Raw genomic sequence first — 21,838 nt, forward strand, 5'->3', positions numbered from 1 at the left:
GTGGCTGGGAAAATCGGCTTTGTATCCTTAGGTTGCCCTAAGGCGCTTGTTGACTCTGAACTTATCCTCACGCAACTGAGCGCTGAGGGATATGAGACTGCAAAAGATTACTCAGGTGCAGACCTCGTTGTTGTGAATACCTGTGGGTTTATTGATTCCGCAGTTGAAGAGAGCCTCTCTGCAATCGGCGAGGCACTTGCAGAAAATGGCAAGGTCATAGTTACTGGCTGCTTAGGCGCCAGGAAGAATGCTGACGGTAGTGATCTCATTCAGAGTATTCACCCTAAAGTCCTTGCTGTTACTGGGCCACACGCCACTAATGAGGTAATGCAGGCAATTCATTTGCACTTACCCAAACCACATGATCCATTTATAGACCTAGTTCCACCTGCAGGTGTAAAGCTTACGCCCAAACATTACGCTTATTTAAAGATATCTGAGGGCTGTAACCACCGCTGCACTTTTTGCATCATTCCGAGTATGCGTGGCGACTTGGTTTCAAGACCAATTGGTGAGGTATTGCTAGAAGCCAAGCGCTTATTTGAATCTGGCGTAAAAGAGTTGCTGGTTGTTTCTCAAGATACAAGCGCCTATGGTGTAGATATTCAATACCGAACCGGCTTTTGGGATGGCAAACCGGTAAAGACGCGATTATTTGATTTGGTGAATGCCTTAAATCAAATTGCTCGTGAGCATCAGGCGTGGGTAAGACTGCATTATGTTTATCCCTATCCTCATGTCGATGACATCTTGCCTTTGATGGCAGAGTTTTCTGAGTATGGCTATGGTGTCTTGCCTTACCTTGATATTCCCTTGCAGCATGCTCATCCTGATGTACTGAAAAGAATGAAGCGACCTGCTAGCGGGGAAAAGAATTTAGAGCGCATTCAAGCTTGGCGTGCAGCTTGTCCTGATTTAGTGATTCGCAGCACCTTCATCGCAGGATTTCCGGGGGAGACTGAGGAAGAATTTGACTGCCTCCTGAACTTCTTGGATGAGGCACAAATCGATCGCGCAGGTTGTTTTGCATATTCTCCCGTTGATGGCGCAACTGCAAACCAGTTAGAAAACCCGGTGCCCGATTCAATCCGAGAAGAACGCCGTGCCAGCTTTATGGCCAAGGCAGAGAAAATTTCGATTCAGCGCCTTGCCAAAAAAAGTAGGGAAACGAGTTCAGGTGCTGATTGATCGGGTTGATGAATCTGGTGGAATAGGGAGAACTATTGGTGATGCCCCCGAAATTGATGGTCTGGTACGCGTTTTGCCAGCCAGTAAGCCATCAAAACGCTATCGGGTAGGTGAAATCATCCGTGTAACGGTCATTAGCTCCCAAGGGCATGACCTAATAGCCGAAACTTGACGAATGTAATAAAAATGAAGGTTGTATCAATAATTAAGCCTATTTTTGGGCTCAGCTAAGGGGATTGTTATGAGTCGTGATGTCGTTGTCTTAAGTGCTGTTCGTTCCGCTATTGGCGCCTTTAATGGCTCCCTCAGCAGCTTTGAGCCCTCCGAGCTTGGTGGTATTGTCATGAAAGAAGCGGTTGCCCGCTCTGGTGTGGATCCTGCATTGATTAATTATGTAACTGTTGGAAATACCATTCCGACAGATAGTCGTTACGCTTATGTTGCTCGTGTCGCCGCGATTCAGGCAGGGTTGCCAATGGAATCTGTGGCAATGGCATTGAACCGTTTATGTAGCTCTGGTTTGCAAGCAATCGTGACTACTGCGCAGCAAATCATGTTGGGTGATTGTGATTACGGTGTTGGTGGTGGTGTTGAAGTGATGTCACGCGGAATGTACGGATCACCAGCAATGCGCAGCGGTGCTCGCATGGGTGATACCAAAATGCTGGATTTGATGGTTGCTGTCTTGACCGACCCATTTGGTGTTGGTCACATGGGCGTTACTGCTGAGAACCTCGTTGAAAAATGGAAGCTGACTCGCGAAGAGCAAGATGCATTGGCTGTTGAGTCACATCGCCGTGCTGCTAACGCAATCAAAGAAGGTCGCTTCAAGTCTCAAATTGTTCCAATTACGATTAAGTCTCGCAAAGGCGATATCGTGTTTGATACTGATGAGCATTGCAAACCAGATACCACTATGGAAACTCTGGGCAAGATGAAGGCCGTGTTTAAGAAGGAGGGTGGTTCAGTTACTGCTGGTAATGCCTCTGGTATTAATGATGGCGCAGCATTCTTTGTCTTGGCCGATGCAGAGACTGCGAAGAAGGCTGGTCATAAGCCAATCGCACGTTTGGTGTCTTATGCAGTAGCTGGGGTTCCGAATCACATCATGGGTGAAGGCCCTATCCCGGCAACTAAGCTTGCTCTTGAGCGTGCTGGTCTGAAATTAGATCAAATGGATGTGATCGAATCTAATGAAGCATTTGCGGCACAAGCTTTAGCAGTAACCAAAGGTCTTGGCTTAGACCCAGCCAAAACGAACGTGAACGGTGGTGCAATTGCTTTGGGTCATCCAATTGGTTGCTCTGGCGCCGCTATTGCGACTAAGGCTATTCATGAACTACAGCGCGTTCAAGGCAAATATGCTTTGGTAACGATGTGTATTGGTGGTGGTCAAGGTATTGCAACTATTTTTGAGCGCCTGTAATTCAAAAATAAGGTAGAAGATTTACGAAGAATCTTTTAGGTTAACTACTTAAGAGATTAGTAGTAAAGCAGCATCCAAGCCGACTCGGTCAAAAGCCGCGTCGGCTTTTTCTTTGACAAGGGGTTTAGCTTGGTAGGCAATGCTGATGCCGGATCCATTCATCATGATCAGATCATTTGCACCATCACCCATCGTGATAGCATTGGCCTTAGTGCAACCTAATAATCTGCAAGCGTCATCTAGATATGCGGCCTTGGCTGCTCCATCAACAATATCGCCGAGCACTTTCCCGGTTAATTTACCGTCAATGATTTCAAGCGTGTTTGCTTGAGCCTGCTTAAAGCCCAATTGCATCCGAAGCTTTTCAGTGAAAAAAGTAAATCCACCAGAAACTAGAAGTGTGTAGAGACCGCGAGCATTGGCACCTGCTAAAAGCTCTTGAGCACCCGGATTCGGTCTTAAACGTTCCCGGTAAACCGATTCCAGGGCATCAGCCGATACGCCCTCAAGTAAGGCGACGCGGCGACGCAAGCTTTCCTTAAAATCTTTAATCTCGCCACGCATGGTTGCCTCTGTAATTTGGGCAACAGCTGCTTTTTTCCCGGTAAAGTCCGCAATCTCATCAATGCATTCAATATTGATGAGAGTGGAGTCCATATCCATCGCCAGCACTTTAATATCACCAGCCTTGAGATCGGCATTTAAGAAGCAGAGGTCGCTATTAAACCGTGCTGCAATAGAGCGCAGATCTTCTCTTTGCGTAGCAGCAAACTCTTGGCTAGGCTCCCAGCGTTCGCAATGGTAGGTGCCATTCGATATCTGCCCCCCAAGAGAATGCAGCTTTATTCCATACCCAATAGCTTGATCCTTAAGCTCAAAGACCAGCTTTTCGGATATAGGCTCTCTAGATAGGGCTACGAGGGTTTGCTTTGGCATAACTTAATAATAATGCCGAATGATCAATTGGCTTTTGCTGGACTTAGAACAGCAGACTCATTTAGGCGTCGTAATATTTGGCGGATTGCATCCAATCGTTGCTCAAGCTTTTCAAATTCCCTATCCTTTTGGGGCAATACTTTGAGCTTATCCTGACCATTAAGCTGAATATGCTTAGAGCTTTGAATCAGTTGAATGATTTTCAAGGGGTCAATGGGTGGATTCGGTATAAATTGAATCTGAATAGATGCCGGCGTTGCATCAATTTTCTTGATGCCAAAGCCAGTCATTTCTAGGCGCAGTCGATGGGTTTCATAGAAAGACTTAGCTTGGTCAGGAAGATCCCCAAAGCGATCTACTAGCTCTTCCCGCAATCCCATGAGTTCTGAAAAGTCATTGGTACCGGCAAAGCGTTTATACAAAGAGAGCCGCTCATGCACATCAGGACAGAATTCCTCAGGAAGTAGGGCTGGGACACCAAGGTTAACGTCAGTAGTTGCTTGGAGTGGCGATATTAAATCAGGTTCTTTTCCACTACGTAGTGCTTTTACAGCTCTATTAAGCATCTCTGTATAAAGTTGGAAACCGATTTCATGAATCTCTCCAGACTGCTTGTCGCCTAATACTTCTCCAGCCCCTCGGATCTCTAGATCATGCATCGCCAAATAAAAACCAGAACCGAGCTCTTCCATGGCTTGGATAGCGTTGAGGCGTAATTGCGCTTGTTTGCTTAAGGCTTCCGGGTCTGGAACCAGTAAGTAAGCATAGGCCTGGTGATGGGAGCGGCCAACACGCCCACGAAGTTGATGCAATTGAGCCAAACCAAATTTATCAGCGCGATGCATGATGATGGTGTTGGCGGTAGGTACGTCAATGCCTGTTTCGATAATGGTGGTGCATAACAAAATATTCGTTCTTTGCGTCACAAATTCACGCATGACCGATTCCAGCTCACGCTCATGCATTTGGCCATGAGCGACACTAATACTTGCTTCTGGAATTAATTCCTGCAGTGCATGCTTGCGGTTCTGAATAGTTTCTACTTCATTGTGCAAGAAGTAGACCTGTCCGCCGCGTTTAATTTCTCGCAGAACTGCTTCACGAATCACGCCGTCACCTTCACGACGTACAAAGGTTTTAATAGCAAGGCGCTTCTGAGGTGCTGTAGCAATAATCGAGAACTCGCGTAAACCCTCCATCGCCATACCCAGTGTTCTCGGAATAGGTGTGGCCGTGAGAGTCAGAATATCAACCTCAGCTCGCAGGGCTTTCAGAGCATCCTTTTGACGCACGCCAAAGCGATGTTCCTCATCCACGATGACTAAACCAAGGTTTGCAAATTGGGTCTCTTTAGAAAGAAGCTTGTGCGTACCAATAATGATGTCAGCCTCACCTTTGGCGATAGCTTCTAATGCCGCATTAATCTCTTTAGTCGTTTTAAAGCGGGAGAGTTCAACAATCCGCACTGGCCAATCTGCGAAACGATCCTTCCAGGTAGCAACGTGCTGCTCAGCGAGCAAGGTTGTAGGCGCCAGAATGGCTACTTGTTTACCACCCATGACAGCAACAAAGCTAGCTCTTAGCGCCACCTCTGTTTTTCCAAAACCAACATCACCACAAACGAGGCGATCCATTGGTGTACCGCTAGTCATATCACCAATTACTGCGGCAATCGCATTGGCTTGATCAGGCGTTTCTTCGAAACCAAAGCTTTCAGCAAACGCAGCGTAATCATGTGCAGAAAACTCAAAGGCATGACCTTTACGAATCGCTCTGGCGGCATAGAGTCCCAAAAGCTCAGCAGCAGTATCTCTAATTTGTTGAGCTGCCTTACGCTTGGCTTTATCCCACTGCCCAGAACCAAGTTGATGTAGCGGCGCAGAATCAGGATCAGAACCAGCATAGCGAGTGACCATTTGCAATTGCTGAACTGGGACATATAAGGTAGCCTCGCCAGCGTATTGAAGATGGAGAAACTCCTCGAAAATGGGCGCTTCTTTAGGCGGCGCTAAATTTAATAGCACCAAGCCTTGATAGCGTCCGATACCATGTTCAGCATGCACTACGGGATCGCCAATCTTCAGCTCTGATAAATCCTTAAAGAGCATGTCAGGATCAGCACTTTCGGATCCTTTACCTTTGCGTCGCTGTCTTGCAGTTGATGTAAATAACTCCGCCTCGGTAATGATGATGACGTTCTCGGCAGGCCAAGAGAAGCCATTAGAAAGTGGGGCGGTTGTGAGTCCGAATAAGGACTCGCTTCTGATAAAGTCGGCAACCGAATCAAAGCCTTCAGGCTTTAATTGAAAGAGTGGTTTGCCATCGATGCCTGCAACAGAATTGCTTTCATCTAGCAATTGACGAATGGATTCTTTCCGTCCCGCGCTATCACTACAGATCAGGATTCGGACATTCTCCGTTGCTACTAATTTACGTAAACGGCTGACTGGATCTGTATCTTTGCGATGAACAGCAATATCTGGTACTGGAATAAAATGCGCAGTCTCGGAGGTGTCTTTTTCAAGAGCTAAACGAGCATACGGCTTGACTGTCGCGAAAAATTCATCGACATCTAAAAATAATTCTTTAGGAGGGAGGATGGGTCGATCAAGATCGTGCTTGAGAAACTCATAACGCGAGAGAGTATCTTTCCAGAACCCCCGGATTGCGTTATCAATATCTCCGGTGCTAATAATCCAAACCGGATCGCCCGATCTTGGGAAGTAGTCAAACACACTGGATTGTTCTTGAAAGAACATTGGTAAATATGATTCTATTCCCGCACTAGGAATCCCTAAGTTCGCATCTTTATAGATGGAGCAACGGGTAGGATCACCCTCAAAAACTTCGCGCCAGCGACCTCGGAAGGCTGTTCGGGCTTCATCATTGAAAGGAAATTCGTGTCCTGGAAGCAGGCGCACTTCTTTAACTGGGTAGAGGCTTCTCTGAGTGTCTGGATCAAAAGAACGAATCTGTTCGATTTCATCACCAAAGAGATCTAAGCGATAGGGCAGATTTGATCCCATCGGAAATAGATCAATGAGTCCACCACGAATACTGTACTCACCAGGACGCATCACAGCGCTTACAGGATCGTAACCAGCCTGCTGTAGTTGTAGCTTTAGTGCGGCTTCATTGAGCTTGTCACCCTGTCTAAAAAAGAAGGTATGCCCCGATAAGAAATTTGGCGGACCTAATCGTTGTAGTGCAGTAGTAACCGGAACTAAAACAATATCGCAGCTGCCATTGAGTAGTTCATAAAGGGTTGCTAAACGCTCAGATACTAAGTCCTGATGCGGAGAAAAATGATCGTAAGGAAGAATTTCCCAATCGGGTAAAAGACGTGTTTTGAGTTGTGGTGCAAAAGCAGGGATTTCCTCTAAAAGTCTTTGGGCTTCCTGCGCCTGAGCACAGAACAGAACCATGACTGAAAAATCCTTACGATAGCGCAGGGCAGTCTGGGCAATCAGGGCTGCATCAGCTGAGCCCACTAGCCCCGAAAAGGTAAAGCGCTGCCCAGCCCGCGGAGCGGGTATAGGGGGTGCTAGATTTAATGCATCAGACATCTAGGCTCATTATAGAATCAGGTATGAGCTTAGGAAATCAATCCACTAAGAAATGCCATGCGCTTTTGCCGACTGCGGGAAGTGGATCTCGCTTGGGTGGTGAGTTACCGAAGCAGTTTCAGCAATTAGCTGGTCGCCCCATGCTGGCTTATGCTATCGATGCCTTTATGCAATCTCCCCAGATTGATTCCATCTGGATTGGCGTTTCACCTAGCTTTATTGATAATCCTATTCTGAAAAACCTGGCAAAAGGTAGTAAGCCAATTCATTTCTTGCCTACTGGTGGACCAACTCGCCAAGAGACTGTTCGCAATACCTTGGCCGCACTACTCAAGTCTGGAATATCGGCAGAAGATTGGGTCTTGGTTCACGATGCAGCAAGACCGGGTATTACGCCAGCACTCATAGAAAAATTGATTACTTCGGTACAAGGTTCGAATATAGGTGGTTTATTGGCAGTCCGTTTGGCTGACACTTTGAAACAAGCAGATCTTGATTCTGTGATTGCCGGCAACATACCTCATGTAGAGAAAACTATTCCACGTGAGCACTTATGGCAGGCGCAGACCCCGCAAATGTTTGGCCTTAAGAGTTTGCATGCCGCCTTAGAGGATGCCATTCGCCTGGAGGCTGACGTCACGGATGAAGCAAGCGCTATGGAGTTGGTTGGCGTGAAACCATTATTGATTGAGGGTGCTACACGAAACTTTAAGGTAACCCATCCTGCAGATTGGGAATTGATGCAACTGCTATTGAATCCAACAAGAGATACATAAAGAATCTATATGACACAAAGTAATGTTCATGTTCCGCAGTTCCGTATTGGTCAGGGTTATGACGTCCATGCTCTGGTAGCAGAGCGCAAACTGATTCTTGGCGGCGTACATGTGCCATATGAAAAAGGTTTGTTAGGGCACTCTGATGCTGATGCATTACTGCATGCATTGACCGATGCTTTGCTGGGAGCGGCAGGGCTAAATGATATTGGGCAGTTATTCCCGGATACCGATCCAGAGTTCAAGGATATGGATAGCCGGATCTTGCTTCGCGCAGCCCTCCAAAAAGTTCAGGCTGCCGGCTTTCAGGTCGGAAATGTGGATGCAACCATCATTTGTCAAAAGCCTAAATTAGCGGAATTTTTGCCCGAAATGGTCAGAAATATCGCTGCCGACCTCTTGGTTACCCCTAGCCATGTAAACCTCAAGGCTAAAACCAATGAAGCCTTAGGTCACCTGGGAAGGGGTGAGGGCATTGCAGTGCATGCTGTAGCATTGCTTTACAAGGCCTAAAGCTCCTCTAAAACCCCAAGCATTGTAGAATTACGGTCTTTAGAGTGAAGTTTAAGCTTGGCAGAGTTTGCGGATATTCGCGAGGATGGCGAAATTGGTAGACGCACCAGGTTTAGGTCCTGACGCCAGAAATGGTGTGGGGGTTCGAGTCCCCCTCCTCGCACCACAAGATTACTACTTGGCTTGGACTTCACATATCCTGATTTCAATTAAGAGACGAGAATGGCTGTGCAGATAGAAAATTTAGGTTCGTTAGACCGCAAGATGACTTTGGAATTCGCTCGTGCTGATTTAGCTAAAGCACGTGAAGCCCGTTTGGCTAAAGTTGGTAAGACCATGAAAATGGCAGGCTTTCGTCCAGGCAAGGTGCCCAAGAATCTCGTTGAGAAGCAACACGGCATGCAAGTCGATTTTGAATTGCAATTTGATAAAGCCGTTGAACTTTTTTATGAGCAAGCAAAAAAAGAAAGTATCGCTTTAGCTGGTCAACCACGTCTTGAGCCAAAGAGTGAATTGGATGCTGACAAAGTCGTCTTTGATGCATTCTTTGAGGTATTGCCTGAAGTCAAGATCGGTGATTTTTCAAATGCTGAAGTCACTAAGTATGTGTCAGAGATTGGCGATGCTGAAATTGATCGCGCTATTGACGTGCTCCGCAAACAGCAGGTTCACTACCATCCACGCGGCGAAGCTGGTGCCCATGGTGATGGTGGTACCAATACAGCAGCCCAAACTGGCGACCAGGTTGTGATTGATTTTGTTGGCAAGATTGATGGAGTAGAGTTTGCGGGCGGTAAAGCCGATAACTTTGAATATGTTTTGGGCGAAGGCCGCATGTTGCCTGAATTCGAAGCTGCAACCTTAGGTCTTAAGCCGGGTGAAAGTAAATCTTTCCCTTTAAGTTTCCCAGCTGATTATCACGGTAAAGATGTTGCAGGTAAAACTGCTGAGTTCACCATTACCGTCAAATCAGTGAACTGGGCCCACTTACCAGCAGTAGATGATGCGTTCGCATTGTCTATGGGTGTTACAGAAGGCGGTGTTGAAAAAATGCGCGCCGATGTAAAAGAAAATTTAGATCGCGAAGTAAAGCGCCGCATCACTTCTTTGTTGAAAAATGAAGTGATGGAAAAGCTGAATACTTTGTGCGAACTTGATGTGCCTAAGTCCTTAGTGTCTTCAGAGCAAGAGCGACTTGTTGAAGGTGCTCGTCAAGACTTAATGCAACGTGGTGTACCTAATGCTAAAGATGCACCTATTCCTGGAGAAATATTTGCTGAACAAGCACTCAAGCGTGTTCGTCTTGGCTTGATTCTGAGCGAATTGGTTAAAAAGCATAACTTGGCTGCTACTGCAGATCAAATCAAAGCTGAAATCGATGAACAAGCTGCAACCTATGAAGATCCAAAAGAGGTTGTTCGTTGGTTCTATAGCAATCCAAGCCGCTTAAAAGATATCGAGAACCTGGTGCTTGAAGATAATGTGATTAAACATTTCACATCACTTGCCAAGGTTAGCGATAAAGCGATAAGCTTTGAAGAGCTAAGCAAGCTACACTAAGTTAAAGAAGCTATCAATTTACTTAAAGAGGGCCGCCGTAAATGAACCAAAACCATTCTCAGTCTGAAAACCTAGAGCCTCAAGCTCTAGGTTTGGTTCCAATGGTGATAGAGACCTCCGGTAGAGGTGAGCGTGCTTATGATATTTATTCCCGTCTATTAAGAGAGCGCGTTGTTTTCTTGGTAGGCGAGGTAAACGACCAAACTGCCAACCTCGTGATTGCGCAGCTATTGTTTCTGGAGAGCGAGAATCCAGATAAAGAGATTTCCCTCTATATCAATTCTCCTGGCGGTTCAGTGTCTGCAGGTCTTGCTATTTACGACACTATGCAATTTATCAAGCCTCATGTAAGCACTTTGTGCATGGGAATGGCGGCAAGCATGGGAGCATTCTTATTGTGCGCTGGTGAAAAAGGTAAGCGCTATGCCTTACCAAATTCTCGCGTCATGATTCATCAGCCATTAGGTGGAGCACGTGGCCAAGCATCCGATATTGAGATTCAGGCTCGTGAAATTCTGTATTTGCGCGAACGTTTAAATAAGATTTTGTCTGACCGCACCGGTCAGTCTATTGAGACCATCGCTAAAGATACCGATCGTGACAACTTTATGTCAGCAGAGCAGGCTCGTGACTATGGCTTGATCGATAAAGTCATTGAGAAGCGCCCTTAATACTTCATTGAGCCTATTTTGAGCGATACAACTACTAGCACAACAGATAAAGTTTTATATTGTTCCTTCTGTGGCAAAAGCCAACATGAGGTCAAGAAATTAATTGCTGGCCCATCCGTCTTTATTTGTGATGAGTGTATTGATCTTTGTACAGACATTATTCAAGAAGAAATTGCCAAGCTTCCAAAGGAAGAGGGTGATGATTCTTTGCCAACGCCTCATCAGATCAGAGAAAATCTTGATCAATACGTGATCGGCCAAGATCATGCCAAAAAGACTTTGGCAGTAGCTGTTTATAACCATTACAAACGCCTGCAGTATCTCCCTAAACCTAAAAAAGAGAAGTTTGATAAGGACGGCAAGCCTGTTGAGGCAGTAGATAAAAAAGAATCTAAATCACCTGCCAAGGCGATAGTGGATGGTGTTGAGTTGGCCAAGAGCAATATTTTGCTGATTGGCCCAACAGGTTCAGGTAAAACGCTCTTGGCTCAAACATTAGCGCGTATGCTTGATGTTCCATTTGTGATGGCTGATGCAACGACCTTGACTGAAGCAGGTTATGTCGGTGAAGACGTAGAGAACATCATTCAAAAGTTATTGCAAGCCTGCGACTACAACGTTGAAAAAGCGCAACGCGGCATTGTTTATATTGATGAGATTGATAAGATCTCACGCAAGTCGGATAACCCCTCCATTACTCGGGATGTTTCAGGCGAAGGCGTTCAGCAGGCTTTATTAAAGCTAGTTGAGGGCACCATGGCTTCTGTGCCACCACAAGGTGGCCGCAAGCATCCCAATCAAGACTTCTTGCAAGTTGATACAACCAATATCTTGTTTATTTGCGGCGGTGCTTTTGATGGTCTTGAAAAAGTGATTCAACAGCGAACAGCTAAGACTGGTATTGGATTTAATGCGACGGTCCCAGGCAAAGATGATCGAGGTGTAAGTGATCTGTTAGTTGAGGTTGAACCTGAGGACTTAATCAAATTTGGTCTCATCCCAGAGTTGATTGGCCGTCTACCTGTTGTAGCTACATTGGCTCAGTTAGATGAAGAAGCATTGATTCAAATTCTGACGGAGCCTAAGAATGCCCTCGTGAAGCAATATCAAGCACTGCTCACCATGGAAGGCTCAGAGCTTGAAGTACGTCTTGAGGCGCTATCGGCAATCGCTAAAAAAGCGATCGCTCGTAAAACAGGTGCCCGTGGCCTTAGATCGATATTAGAGGGCTCCCTAATGGACGTGATGTATGACCTACCTTCGCTGAAGAATGTACAAAAGGTAGTTATCGACGAATCGAGCATTGCAGAGGGTGGAAAGCCCTTATTGGTCTACAAACAAGATCCTGAACAAGCGGATTTAAGCAAAAAAGCTTAATTTCTTAGGGTTTTCGCTATTTTTGGGGCATTTTTGCCCCTTTTTTACACTTTTTCCTCTTGAATTTTCAAAAGAGCTACCCATATAGGTAGTATGCTACTGATGAATATTGTCTCTATTTAGTGGTTCACTACTTTTAGAGACTTTTGAGGTTTGATTACTTTGGAGGATTTGCCCTATGCCTGGCCACTTATTACTACCCTCTGAACCGATTCAACTACCTTTACTCCCTTTGCGGGATGTAGTTGTCTTCCCTCATATGGTGATCCCCTTGTTTGTGGGTCGCCCTAAATCCATTAAAGCCTTAGAGGCTGCCATGGAGACCGGTAAAAACGTACTCTTAGTTGCGCAAAAAACTGCTGCTAAAGATGAGCCCGTGATTGAAGATCTGTATGAGGTTGGTTGCATTGCTAACATCTTGCAAATGCTCAAACTTCCTGATGGTACCGTCAAGGTTCTGGTAGAAGGCGTGCAACGTGCCGAAGTAAGTCAAATTGAAGACAGCTTGGGCTACTTCAATTGTGAGGCTACGCCAACTGCAATTGATGCGATCGATGTGCATGAGACCGAGGCTTTGCGTCGCGCCATCATGGCTCAGTTTGATCAGTACGTAAAGCTGAATAAAAAAGTTCCGCAAGAAATATTGTCTTCGCTTGGTGGCATTGATGATCCGAGCCGCTTGGCCGATACCATCTGCGCTCATTTACCAGTCAAGCTCGAACAGAAGCAGCGTTTGCTGGAGATGACAGATGTAGTACAGCGTTTAGAGAGCCTCTTGGCTGATCTCGAAAGTGAGATTGATATTTTGCAAGTAGAAAAACGTATCCGTGGACGTGTTAAACGTCAAATGGAAAAGAGTCAACGCGAGTACTATCTCAATGAGCAAGTAAAAGCGATTCAAAAAGAATTGGGTGAAGGTGAAGAGGGTGCTGATCTTGAAGAACTCGAGAAACGCATCAAAGCGGCTCGCATGCCAAAAGAAGCTTTGAAAAAAGCGGAGTCTGAACTCAAAAAACTGAAGTTAATGTCGCCAATGTCTGCTGAGGCTACGGTGATTCGTAACTTCATCGATACCTTGGTGAATCTTCCTTGGAAGAAAAAAACCAAGATCAATAATGACCTCACCAATGCTGAAAAAGTGTTGGACGAAGACCACTATGGCCTTGATAAGGTTAAAGAACGTATTTTGGAGTACCTCGCAGTTCAACAGCGTGTTGACCGTGTTAAGGCGCCCATTCTTTGTCTAGTAGGCCCTCCTGGGGTTGGTAAGACTTCTCTGGGTCAATCGATTGCTCGCGCTACCAATCGGAAGTTTGTCCGCATGGCCTTAGGTGGCGTGCGTGATGAATCTGAGATTCGGGGCCATCGCCGCACCTATATTGGCTCTATGCCCGGTAAGATTTTGACAAGCCTCACCAAGGTTGGAGTACGCAATCCTTTATTCCTCTTAGATGAAGTAGATAAGATGGGCATGGATTTCCGTGGAGATCCTGCGAGTGCCTTGCTCGAGGTTTTAGATCCAGAACAAAACCATACCTTCCAAGATCATTATGTTGAAGTTGATTTTGATCTTTCGGATGTGATGTTCGTCGCAACCTCGAACTCTCTGAATATTCCAGGCCCTTTATTGGATCGCCTGGAAATCATTCGCCTGGCTGGTTATACAGAAGATGAAAAAACCAGTATTGCAGTGAACTATCTCATTCCAAAGCAAATCAAAAATAATGGTTTGAAGAAAGATGAGCTAAAGATCGAAGAAAGCGCAGTGCGTAACATGATTCGTTACTACACCCGTGAAGCAGGTGTACGCTCTCTGGAAAGAGAAATCAGCAAGATCTGCCGTAAGGTGGTGAAGTTGTTGTTACTCAAGAAGGAAGCTGCCCCTGTGGTGGTGAACGCCGATAATCTTGATAAATTCTTATCTGTACGGATGTTTGATTTTGGTCTTGCAGGTAAAGAAAACCAGGTTGGTCAGGTAACCGGTTTGGCCTGGACTGAGGTTGGTGGCGATCTCTTAACAATTGAAGCTGCAGTCATGCCTGGCAAGGGCGTCATTACACGTACAGGATCGATTGGCGACGTGATGAAAGAGTCTGTTGAGGCTGCTCGCACTGTAGTTCGTTCCAGATCAAAACGTCTTGGGATTACTGATGAGGCGTTTGAGAAGAAAGATATTCATATTCACTTTCCAGATGGTGCCACTCCAAAAGATGGTCCATCGGCTGGTATTGCTATTACTACCGCCTTGGTTTCTGTGTTCACAGGCATTCCAATTCGCTCAGACGTGGCAATGACTGGTGAAATTACGTTGCGCGGGGAAGTGCTGCCGATTGGCGGCTTGAAAGAAAAGCTTTTGGCAGCTCATCGCGGTGGTATTAAGCTGGCTTTGATACCAGAAGAGAACGTGAAGGACTTAATCGATATTCCAGATAACGTCAAAAATGCAATTGAAATTGTTCCTGTGCGCTGGATTGATAAGGTCTTGGAGCTTGCATTAGAGCGCATGCCCGAAGCTTTACCTGAGCCAACGCCTGAAGAATTGGCTAAAAAGGCATCCGAGGCAAGTAAGGCCAGTGAAAAGGTCTCCTCAGGAGAGATTCTTAAGCATTAAATGAGAATTAAACGAGTTAGAGTTTCCATCCTTTTTGCCCAGCTACCTAGGGCTGATTGGATGGAAAACACCCGTATTTTGGGTACTTAGGTTACAATTCCACCTGTAATATTTTGGGGCGCTTAGCTCAGTTGGTAGAGCGTCTGCCTTACACGCAGAATGTCGGGAGTTCGAGCCTCTCAGCGCCCACCAAAGTTTACTTCTGATAGCCTGTTCTGGGCAGCACAAACATCCAACTTGATCAGCCTAGTAAACTAGCGTCATTCTTATTCTTTACTGGCGAACTTCTCCATGTTTGATACCGTACGTAAGCACCAAAAATTAATGCAGTTTGCACTGATGCTGGTGATTGTTCCATCCTTTGCTTTTTTTGGAATCGCTAGTTATTCAGACTTTATGGATAAAGAAACCGACCTTATGAAGGTAGCTGGCAGACCCATTACTGCGCAAGAGGTTGATAACGCAGCAAAGCGTCAAGCAGAGCGGGTAGGCGGTAACTTGCAGATTGCACAAAGTCTTCAATTTAGACAGGCGATTTTGAATGAATTGTTACAGCAGCGTATTCTCGGATTTGCAGTGAGTGACTTACGCCTGCAAGTAGGCAAAGAGGCTTTGATTAAGAGTTTGCAAAACATCCCACAAATTCGCGCTCTCTATAAACCGGATGGTAACTTTGACGACGCACGCTTCAAGCAACTATTAGCCAACAACGGCTTGAATGAAGAGCAGTTCTATGCCGACCAGGCATTTGATTTGAAAATTAGTCAGTTAGTGAATTCGGTTGCTCGTACAGAATTGGCTAGCCCAAAGCTTTCTGAAATTATTTCCACTCTTTATGAGACAGAACGCCAGGTACAGGCCTTACCATTTGATGCCAAGAATTACTTGGCTAAAGTAAATCCGTCACAAGAAGAATTACAGGCCTTCTATAACGCCAATGCGAAGTTATTTGAAAGCCCAGAATTGATTGATATCGAATATATCGTTCTTAAGGCAGACCCTAAAGAGGATGCAAAAGTCTTTAGCGAAAAAGCTGACCAATTTGCGAACCTAACCTATGACCAGTCTGATAGCCTGAAGCCTGCTGCCGATAAGTTAAAGCTGAGCATCCAAAGTCAAAAGGGCGTCACTCGTTCTGGCCCAAGCGGTGTATCGAGAGACCATCCTCTGGCTAACCCAAAAGTGGTTCAATCACTTTTTGGTGATGAGGCTGTAAAAAATAAACGCAATATTGAGGCAGTCCAAACCTCACCTGGAGTTTTCATCTCTGCGCGAGTAGTAGTTTTTCATCCTGCACAAACATTACCGTTTAAAGATGTTGCTGTAGAAGTAAAACGTCAGGTAAGTCAACGCGCAGCAGAAAAATTGGCTGTTTCAGCTGCTGCAGAGCGTTATGCAGAACTTCAAAAAGACCCAAAGAATGCATCTGGTTTTGGGACTGCATTTTGGGTATCCCGTAATAAGCCTACAAACCTTGTTGGTAGTGCCTTGGATGATGTGATGTCAGTTAATCCAGATCAATTGCCTGCTTATGTATCAGTCAATACACCAGGTGCTGGTGTTACTTTATATCGGGTTGATCAAATTCGGCAGCCAACTGCTGTAGATGCAAAGGTGCATAAAGCTCAGTCACAGCAAATTCAAGCTCTGGCAGCCCAGTCTGAGTTTGCAGGCTTTATGACCTATTGGCGCGATAACGCAAAAGTAAAAACCATTAATCCTTTAAAGCCAGCTTCAACAGGCGCTGGCAGCTAATTGAGTAATACTTATTTCTGTTGATTGAGAATTGACTGATATGGGGCCATAGAGCCCCATACGTTTTTGAAGAGTATGGCCTGAGCTTTTTCATTTGGATGAATATTATCTGCTTGAAAAAGTGCCGGATTACTTGCTACCCCAGACATAAAAAATGGCACTAACTCAATACCTTCTTGCATAGCAAGTTTTGGATATAGCTCTTTGAATCTCTTTGTATAGTCTTGGCCGTAGTTGGGTGGGATTTGTATTCCAAAGAGCAACACTTTCGCTCCTACTTTTTTGTCTTAGCTGAATCATCTTGCGCAAGTTCTTTTCAGTCTCATCAATCGATAAGCCTCGTAATGCATCATTGGCACCCAGTTCAAGCAACACAATGCGGGGCTTTTTTTGCTCCAATAAACTGGGTAGTCGCGTCAGACCACCAGCACTAGTTTCTCCGCTAATGCTGGCATTGAAGACGGTCCATTGACTACCCTGTGTTTGCAGCTGCGACTCTAGGAGTTTTACCCAACCTGAACCTCTGGTGATGCCATATTCAGCTGAAAGACTGTCGCCCATGACCAAAATGATTGGATTTGACCTTGCGGAGGTGACAAAAGAAATTAACAGGCAAAATAAGCCTATTGCAATTACTTTTGTTGAGATGAAAGTTGATGGTTTATTTTGATTCATCTATTTGGTCGTTTTAGTGCCATGACAGCTATTGATCAGTCTGCGTCTTTATGAGTCCATTGGAAAAAGTCCTAAGCGCTAACCACCTGGGTAAGTCCGTTCACTCGAGTGATGGCAGCCTAACTATTTTGCACGACATTTGCTTTGAGATCTCTCAAGGGGAAAGTGTCGCTATCACCGGTAGTTCTGGCTCCGGTAAAAGTACTTTATTAGGTCTTTTGGCGGGCTTGGATCTTCCGAGTGAGGGCAATGTGACGCTTATGGGAAAAGACCTCAATTCACTCGATGAAGATGGCAGGGCCAAACTGAGAGGCCTGCAGGTTGGCTTTGTATTCCAGTCATTTCAATTGTTGCCGCATTTAACAGCGCTGGAAAACGTCATGCTTCCGGCTGAGCTCGCAGGCATGGATAGCCCAAAAGCAAATGCGAAGGCCTGGCTCGAACGCGTGGGTTTAGCCGAGCGCTTTGACCATTTCCCTAAAACACTCTCTGGTGGGGAGCAGCAGCGGGTAGCTTTGGCTAGAGCTTTTATTACTAAGCCAGCCATTTTATTTGCGGACGAGCCTACTGGGAGCCTTGATGAGGTCAGTGGAAATAGGGTAATTGAGCTCCTTTTTGAGCTGAATCAAGCCAATCAATCCACTCTTATTCTGGTAACCCATGATGGAGCCTTGGCCAGCAGGTGCCAACGCCAATTACACCTGCAAGGCGGACGCTTGCTGTAGGCAAAACCTTATAATCTAGGGATGTCTTTTTTCCACTTTTTGCCCGGCGCCGACGCGCTTTCCTCCTTCCGCCAGCAGCGTCTTTTATCATCCCTAGCAGCGCAAGGTATCGAGCTAGACTCTATTGAGGCGCAATATCTGCACTTCATTTGGTCTGATTTAGCACTAGGCCCCAAAGATGAGGAGCGACTCGCTAGCCTCTTGACTTACGGTCAACCATTTAATTCCAAAATCCATCAAGGTAAATCTTGGTTTTCTAAGGATTCAGGCTCTGGCCAAGGCGCTGTTGTTATTCCCCGTTTTGGAACGGTATCTCCATGGGCCAGTAAGGCAACTGATATTGCGCGTCAATGTGGACTGAATGTTTTGCGTATCGAGCGTGGCATACAGTTTGCATGGAAGGCTAAAAAATCATTAAGTCCAGCACAAGAGCAACTAGTTCTGACTGCAATCCATGATCGGATGACTGAAACTGTTATTCAATCAGTAGATGAAGCAAATGCCTTGTATCAAACCCTTGAAGATCGTCCTCTGAGCCGGATCCTAGTGCTAGAGCAGGGTAGGAGTGCGTTAGATAAAGCCAATCAGGAACTAGGTTTAGCTCTCTCTGATGATGAAGTAGATTATTTAACGGAAAATTTCATTCGCCTTAAACGGAACCCCAGCGATGTAGAGCTGATCATGTTTGCGCAAGCAAATAGTGAACATTGCCGCCACAAGATTTTCAATTCAAGCTGGACTATCGATGGCGATGATCAAGAGCGTTCATTGTTTGCAATGATCCGCAATACTCATCAGCTACAACCGAATGGAACCATCGTCGCCTATTCTGATAACTCCGCCGTGATGGCTGGTTGCGAATCAGAGACTTGGGTTCCTCAAGGCGCTGATCATCGTTATACAAAAGATACTCGTTTGGTCCATACCTTAATGAAGGTAGAAACCCATAATCATCCAACCGCAATAGCACCATTTCCAGGGGCATCTACAGGCGCTGGTGGCGAGCTTCGTGATGAGGGTGCCACCGGAGTAGGTGGCCGTCCTAAAGCAGGCTTAACGGGCTTCTCGGTCTCCAATCTCAATATCCCAGGCACCGATCTCCCTTGGGAAAGTGAACAGTATGGCAAGCCTGAGCGTATAGCTACACCGTTGCAGATCATGATTGATGGTCCTTTAGGTGGAGCAGCATTTAATAATGAGTTCGGTCGTCCAATTTTGGGTGGCTATTTCCGAGTATTTGAGCAAACCCTCGATGGCACGCGTCGCGGTTATCACAAGCCCATCATGATTGCAGGTGGCATTGGTAGCATCGATTCCATTCATACTCAAAAGAAGGCGATTCAGGCAGGCCACTTACTTATTCAACTGGGCGGTCCTGGTATGCGCATTGGTATGGGTGGCGCAACAGGTAGTTCTGTTGCCACAGGCACCAATACTGCAGATTTAGATTTTGATTCAGTGCAACGCGGTAACCCAGAAATGGAACGTCGCGCTCAAGAAGTGATCAATGCTTGTAGAGCCATGGGTACAAACAACCCAATTATCTCTATACATGATGTTGGTGCTGGCGGTCTATCAAATGCATTCCCTGAGCTAGCTGATGGCGCAGGTTTAGGGGCTAAATTCAAATTACGCAATGTACCGCTTGAAGAAAGTGGTATGAGCCCCGCTGAAATCTGGTGCAACGAATCTCAAGAGCGTTATGTGTTGGCGATTGAAGCCAAGGATTTAGAGTTATTTAAATCTCTTTGTGCACGTGAGCGCTGCCCGTTTGCCGTGGTTGGAGAAGCCACAGCTGAGCGTCAATTGCAGCTAAGTGATTCAAAACAAGATGCTGGTGCTGATGCTGCAATGCCAATTGACATGCCAATGGAAGTATTGCTTGGCAAACCTCCGCGTATGCATCGTGATGTCCAGCGAGTAGCCCAAGAGTTCAATGAACTTGATGTGACAGATGCCGATCTTGCCCAGTCAGTTGCCTGGGTATTACAACAACCTACGGTTGCAAGTAAATCATTTTTAATCACTATCGGCGATAGAACTGTTGGCGGCTTAAATGCTCGTGATCAATTTGTTGGGCCATGGCAAGTACCGGTAGCAGACTGCGCCGTTACCTTAATGGACTATAAAGGTTACCGTGGTGAAGTGATGAGCATGGGAGAAAGAACCCCAGTTGCGGTCATTGACGCTCCAGCTGCTGCTCGAATGGCTGTAGGTGAAGCAATTACCAATATATTGGCTGCCGACATTCGCTCTTTGGAAGATGTGAAGTTGTCCGCAAACTGGATGGCAGCTTGTGGTGCTCCAGGTGAAGATGCAAAACTGTATGACTCAGTCAAAGCAGTGGGTATGGAGCTATGTCCTGCTCTCGGTATTTCAATCCCCGTTGGTAAAGATTCCCTGTCGATGGCAACAGCCTGGCAAGATGGTGGTGAGGCAAAGAAAGTTGTTGCCCCTGTTTCATTGATTATTTCAGCATTTGCTTCCGTGCAGGACGTCCGTAAAACACTGACTCCTCAATTGAAGCTTAAAGAGAGCAATGGATCAGCGCTTGATACTGAGTTGATTTTGGTTGATCTTGGTCGCGGCAAAAACCGTATGGCAGGTAGTATTCTTGCCCAGGTTTTAGGTCAATCTGGTAAGGAAGCGCCAAATCTAGATCATCCAGAAGATTTAAAGAATTTAGCTGCAGCCATTATTGAGCTGCGCAAAGAAAATCAGTTGCTGGCCTATCACGATCGCTCTGATGGCGGTCTATTAGCGTGTATCGCCGAGATGGCCTTTACCTCTCATTGTGGAGTCTCTATTAACGTTGACATGATTGCTGTCGATGCTGGTCAAGAGCCTGACCACGGTGATGCTAAGAACTGGGCGCAACAAGTCTCCGGTCGTCGCCATGAACAAACCATGCGTGCTTTATTTAATGAAGAGCTTGGCGCAGTGATTCAGGTTCGTAGGGGAGATCGAGATGCTGTATTTGCGGTGCTACGTAAACTGGGTTTAAGTGCATTTAGTCATACCATCGGCAAACCAAATACTAATGGTCGCATTGAAGTGTGGCGCGATGCTAAGAATATCTTCGCAGAACCGCGCGAAGTTTTACAAAAGATGTGGACAAACACCAGCTACCAAATTGCGCGCCTGCGAGATAACCCAGCATGTGCCGATAGTGAGTTTGCTCTTTTAGATAATCTCTCCGACACTGGAATGTCACCTAAGTTGACATTTGATGCAGCTGAAGATATAGCTGCCCCATATATTCAAATGAATGCACGCCCTAAAGTGGCGATCTTGCGTGAGCAGGGTGTTAACTCTCACGTAGAAATGGCCTATGCCGTTCACTGGGCTGGCTTTGATAGTTACGACGTTCATATGTCTGATCTATTAAGTGGTAAAGCAAAGCTAGATGATTTCCGAGGATTAATTGCCTGCGGTGGCTTTAGTTATGGTGATGTGCTTGGTGCCGGTGAGGGTTGGGCAAAGACCATTCTCTTTAATCAGCAGCTACGAGATCAATTCTCAAGCTTCTTCAATCGTCAAGATAGTTTCGCCCTAGGTGTATGTAATGGCTGCCAGATGATGAGCAACCTCTCTGGAATTATTCCTGGCGCACAGGATTGGCCCAAATTTACCCGCAATCAATCTGAACAGTATGAAGCGCGTTTAGTCATGGCAGAAGTTCTTGCCTCACCTTCGATCTTTACGCAAGGTATGGAAGGTAGTCAATTGCCGATCGCCATAGCTCATGGTGAAGGTTTCGCCAATTTCAGTCAGCAAGGCAACTTAGAAAAACTGCAGAACCAAGGCTTAACCGCCTTACGCTTTGTTGACCATCAAGGCAATCCAACCGAGACTTACCCATTAAATCCCAATGGATCGCCTGGCGGTCTTACAGGCGTAACTACCCCAGATGGCCGCTTTACAGTCATGATGCCGCACCCTGAGCGTGTATTCAGGGCCGTGCAAATGAGTTGGTGTCCGCCTGAGTGGTTAGATACCCCAGACGGTGCAAGTCCATGGTTGCGCTTATTCCGCAATGCACGCCATTGGGCGAAGTAA

14 protein-coding genes, 2 tRNA genes and 1 pseudogene are annotated in these 21,838 nt (G+C 46.0%); 13 read left to right on the plus strand and 4 right to left on the minus strand.

The features are described from left to right. Nucleotides 1-1,360: pseudogene (gene rimO / locus B6A14_RS08030) on the plus strand (30S ribosomal protein S12 methylthiotransferase RimO). 69 nt (nucleotides 1,361-1,429) lie between these two features. Continuing rightward, nucleotides 1,430-2,614, plus strand: coding sequence for an acetyl-CoA C-acyltransferase family protein (locus B6A14_RS08035; protein ID WP_087909952.1), 1,185 nt, complete (start codon nucleotides 1,430-1,432; stop codon nucleotides 2,612-2,614). Between the two features lie 48 nt (nucleotides 2,615-2,662). On the opposite strand, the gene serB is transcribed toward B6A14_RS08035, so the two are convergent. Both serB and mfd read right to left on the minus strand, forming a co-directional pair. Further along, on the minus strand, nucleotides 2,663-3,550 hold the full coding sequence (gene serB, locus B6A14_RS08040) for a phosphoserine phosphatase SerB (RefSeq protein ID WP_087909953.1): 888 nt from the start codon (nucleotides 3,548-3,550) through the stop codon (nucleotides 2,663-2,665). 23 nt (nucleotides 3,551-3,573) lie between these two features. Further along, complete coding sequence (gene mfd / locus B6A14_RS08045) at nucleotides 3,574-7,116, minus strand: transcription-repair coupling factor (protein WP_087909954.1); 3,543 nt, start codon at nucleotides 7,114-7,116, stop codon at nucleotides 3,574-3,576. Nucleotides 7,117-7,139: 23 nt separating this feature from the next. Here mfd and ispD point away from each other — a divergent pair, with 23 nt between their 5' ends. From ispD to B6A14_RS08090, 9 genes are all read left to right on the plus strand, one after another. Then, the gene (gene ispD, locus B6A14_RS08050; RefSeq protein WP_087909955.1) at nucleotides 7,140-7,892 is read left to right on the plus strand and encodes a 2-C-methyl-D-erythritol 4-phosphate cytidylyltransferase; all 753 of its coding nucleotides are present in this window, start codon (nucleotides 7,140-7,142) and stop codon (nucleotides 7,890-7,892) included. 9 nt (nucleotides 7,893-7,901) lie between these two features. Continuing rightward, complete coding sequence (gene ispF, locus B6A14_RS08055) at nucleotides 7,902-8,405, plus strand: 2-C-methyl-D-erythritol 2,4-cyclodiphosphate synthase (protein ID WP_087909956.1); 504 nt, start codon at nucleotides 7,902-7,904, stop codon at nucleotides 8,403-8,405. Between the two features lie 79 nt (nucleotides 8,406-8,484). Next, nucleotides 8,485-8,571 (plus strand) — tRNA-Leu (locus tag B6A14_RS08060). Between the two features lie 56 nt (nucleotides 8,572-8,627). Further along, the gene (gene tig, locus B6A14_RS08065; RefSeq protein ID WP_087909957.1) at nucleotides 8,628-9,965 is read left to right on the plus strand and encodes a trigger factor; all 1,338 of its coding nucleotides are present in this window, start codon (nucleotides 8,628-8,630) and stop codon (nucleotides 9,963-9,965) included. A gap of 41 nt (nucleotides 9,966-10,006) precedes the next feature. Next, the gene (gene clpP, locus B6A14_RS08070) at nucleotides 10,007-10,636 is read left to right on the plus strand and encodes an ATP-dependent Clp endopeptidase proteolytic subunit ClpP (protein WP_087909958.1); all 630 of its coding nucleotides are present in this window, start codon (nucleotides 10,007-10,009) and stop codon (nucleotides 10,634-10,636) included. A gap of 18 nt (nucleotides 10,637-10,654) precedes the next feature. Then, complete coding sequence (gene clpX / locus B6A14_RS08075) at nucleotides 10,655-12,013, plus strand: ATP-dependent Clp protease ATP-binding subunit ClpX (protein ID WP_087909959.1); 1,359 nt, start codon at nucleotides 10,655-10,657, stop codon at nucleotides 12,011-12,013. Nucleotides 12,014-12,191: 178 nt separating this feature from the next. After that, nucleotides 12,192-14,624, plus strand: coding sequence for an endopeptidase La (lon, locus tag B6A14_RS08080; protein ID WP_087909960.1), 2,433 nt, complete (start codon nucleotides 12,192-12,194; stop codon nucleotides 14,622-14,624). 116 nt (nucleotides 14,625-14,740) lie between these two features. Beyond that, nucleotides 14,741-14,816: transfer RNA gene (locus B6A14_RS08085), tRNA-Val, on the plus strand. 99 nt (nucleotides 14,817-14,915) lie between these two features. Further along, a complete protein-coding gene (locus B6A14_RS08090; protein WP_087909961.1) occupies nucleotides 14,916-16,379 on the plus strand; it encodes a peptidylprolyl isomerase in 1,464 nt (487 codons plus the stop codon). Between the two features lie 11 nt (nucleotides 16,380-16,390). Here B6A14_RS08090 and B6A14_RS10515 read toward each other — a convergent pair whose 3' ends face one another. Both B6A14_RS10515 and B6A14_RS10520 read right to left on the minus strand, forming a co-directional pair. Further along, nucleotides 16,391-16,561 (minus strand): SGNH/GDSL hydrolase family protein, encoded by a 171-nt coding sequence (locus tag B6A14_RS10515; protein ID WP_330831793.1) that lies wholly within the window; start codon nucleotides 16,559-16,561, stop codon nucleotides 16,391-16,393. After that, nucleotides 16,545-17,054 (minus strand): GDSL-type esterase/lipase family protein, encoded by a 510-nt coding sequence (locus B6A14_RS10520; RefSeq protein ID WP_330831794.1) that lies wholly within the window; start codon nucleotides 17,052-17,054, stop codon nucleotides 16,545-16,547. Before B6A14_RS10520 ends, B6A14_RS10515 begins: the two co-directional genes overlap by 17 nt. Before the next feature lie 50 nt (nucleotides 17,055-17,104). Between B6A14_RS10520 and B6A14_RS08100 the strand changes: the two genes are divergently transcribed. Both B6A14_RS08100 and purL read left to right on the plus strand, forming a co-directional pair. After that, on the plus strand, nucleotides 17,105-17,779 hold the full coding sequence (locus B6A14_RS08100) for an ABC transporter ATP-binding protein (RefSeq protein ID WP_087909962.1): 675 nt from the start codon (nucleotides 17,105-17,107) through the stop codon (nucleotides 17,777-17,779). Nucleotides 17,780-17,800: 21 nt separating this feature from the next. Continuing rightward, nucleotides 17,801-21,838 carry a phosphoribosylformylglycinamidine synthase gene (gene purL / locus B6A14_RS08105; protein ID WP_087909963.1) on the plus strand — a complete coding sequence of 1,346 codons (4,038 nt, stop codon included), beginning with the start codon at nucleotides 17,801-17,803 and terminating at the stop codon, nucleotides 21,836-21,838.

The sequence above is a fragment of the Polynucleobacter hirudinilacicola genome (assembly GCF_002192535.1).
GTDB classification, from domain to species: Bacteria; Pseudomonadota; Gammaproteobacteria; order Burkholderiales; family Burkholderiaceae; genus Polynucleobacter; species Polynucleobacter hirudinilacicola.

Coding starts and splice junctions, on each gene's coding strand:
- B6A14_RS10520 (WP_330831794.1), bottom strand. CDS start 17,054: ATGAATCAAAATAAACCATCAACTTTCATCTCAACAAAAGTAATTGCA.
- mfd (WP_087909954.1), bottom strand. CDS start 7,116: ATGTCTGATGCATTAAATCTAGCACCCCCTATACCCGCTCCGCGGGCT.
- lon (WP_087909960.1), top strand. CDS start 12,192: ATGCCTGGCCACTTATTACTACCCTCTGAACCGATTCAACTACCTTTA.
- B6A14_RS08100 (WP_087909962.1), top strand. CDS start 17,105: ATGAGTCCATTGGAAAAAGTCCTAAGCGCTAACCACCTGGGTAAGTCC.
- serB (WP_087909953.1), bottom strand. CDS start 3,550: ATGCCAAAGCAAACCCTCGTAGCCCTATCTAGAGAGCCTATATCCGAA.
- ispD (WP_087909955.1), top strand. CDS start 7,140: ATGAGCTTAGGAAATCAATCCACTAAGAAATGCCATGCGCTTTTGCCG.
- B6A14_RS08090 (WP_087909961.1), top strand. CDS start 14,916: ATGTTTGATACCGTACGTAAGCACCAAAAATTAATGCAGTTTGCACTG.
- ispF (WP_087909956.1), top strand. CDS start 7,902: ATGACACAAAGTAATGTTCATGTTCCGCAGTTCCGTATTGGTCAGGGT.
- clpP (WP_087909958.1), top strand. CDS start 10,007: ATGAACCAAAACCATTCTCAGTCTGAAAACCTAGAGCCTCAAGCTCTA.
- tig (WP_087909957.1), top strand. CDS start 8,628: ATGGCTGTGCAGATAGAAAATTTAGGTTCGTTAGACCGCAAGATGACT.
- purL (WP_087909963.1), top strand. CDS start 17,801: ATGTCTTTTTTCCACTTTTTGCCCGGCGCCGACGCGCTTTCCTCCTTC.
- B6A14_RS10515 (WP_330831793.1), bottom strand. CDS start 16,561: ATGCAAGAAGGTATTGAGTTAGTGCCATTTTTTATGTCTGGGGTAGCA.
- B6A14_RS08035 (WP_087909952.1), top strand. CDS start 1,430: ATGAGTCGTGATGTCGTTGTCTTAAGTGCTGTTCGTTCCGCTATTGGC.